Source organism: Rhodococcus sp. BS-15, assembly GCF_000813105.1.
Taxonomy (GTDB): Bacteria; Actinomycetota; Actinomycetes; order Mycobacteriales; family Mycobacteriaceae; genus Rhodococcoides.
The window spans coordinates 1-692 of sequence record NZ_BAOX01000623.1; the positions used below are offsets into that span (position 1 = coordinate 1).

Below are 692 nucleotides of genomic sequence, written 5' to 3' on the forward strand. Positions count from 1 at the left end.
GTTGAATGCTGCACCGGCGTGACCGCGTTCTGCGGCGATCGCCCACCACCCGGTGGCGGTGCGTTTTTCGACGATAGCGTCGGGGCCGAGCTTGTTGGCGTTGGTTCCGAGGTTCAATGCTGCACCGGCGTCTCCGTGTTGGTGCGCGATCAGCCACCACTGAGTGGCGGTGCGGCCTTCGACTGTGGCGTCGGGGCCGAGCTTGTCGGCGGCGACGCCGAGGTTGTGGGTGGCTTTCGCGTCTCCGCGTTCGTGCGCGATGAGCCACCACTGAGTGGCGGTGCGTCCTTGGACGATTGCGTCGGGGCCGAGCTTGTCGGCGGCGACGCCGAGGTTGAACGCGGCATCTGCGTGTCCGCGTTCGTGCGCGATGAGCCACCACTGGACCGCGGTGCGTCCTTCGACAACCGCATTTGTACCCGCCCGCGCAGCGGCGATTCCGAGGTTGAATGCAGCGGCCGCCATGCCGTGTTCGTGCGCGATCGCCCACCATCCGGTGTCGGTGTGGCCTCCGACGATTACCTCGGGGCCTAGCTCGTAGGCGATCGCACCGAGCAGGTATGCGGCGTAGCGGTCGCCGCGGTGGGCGGTGGGGAGCAACCAGACGATGGCGCTGTCGTAGCGGCGGTGTACGAACAGGAATGCTGAGATTCGGAGGCTCTGTGGGGTGGGGAGGGTGGTGGGGTCGAGAT

Annotated in this window: 1 protein-coding gene; it reads right to left on the reverse strand. The window is 67.2% G+C overall.

The window, feature by feature from the left end:
- The coding region (locus tag RHBS_RS29515) for a tetratricopeptide repeat protein (RefSeq protein WP_187298691.1) at window positions 1-692 on the reverse strand (692 nt) is incomplete at both ends.